The organism is Pseudomonas sp. SIMBA_068, from assembly GCF_046534705.1.
GTDB classification, from domain to species: domain Bacteria; phylum Pseudomonadota; class Gammaproteobacteria; order Pseudomonadales; family Pseudomonadaceae; genus Aquipseudomonas; species Aquipseudomonas putida.
In genome coordinates this window covers 1-241 of the sequence record NZ_JAWRYI010001472.1, presented here as the reverse complement: position 1 = coordinate 241, position 241 = coordinate 1, and the positions used below count along the sequence as shown (strand labels likewise).

The window sequence follows — 241 nt, the reverse complement described above, 5'->3', positions numbered from 1 at the left end:
ATGCGTTGCTCAGGGCCGTTTCCCAGCCCAGCCAGGCCGGCAGCATCAGGCGCGTCTGGGTCCAGCCGAAAATCCACGGGATGGCCCGCAGGCTTTCGATGCCTCCAGCGCGACGCTTGGCCGGGCGGCTGCCCAGTGGCAGGCGCCCCAACTCCTGTTCCGGTGTCGACTGACGGAAGTATTCGACAAAATCGGGGTTGTCCCGCACCACGCTGCGGTAGGCCTTGACGCCATCGGCAGC

At 66.8% G+C, this 241-nt stretch carries 1 protein-coding gene; it reads right to left on the bottom strand.

Annotated features, from left to right (window positions below; all coding sequences use genetic code 11):
* Window positions 1-241: phosphoenolpyruvate carboxylase (locus tag SB756_RS34530; RefSeq protein WP_410913811.1), on the bottom strand; the 241-nt coding region annotated here is incomplete at both ends.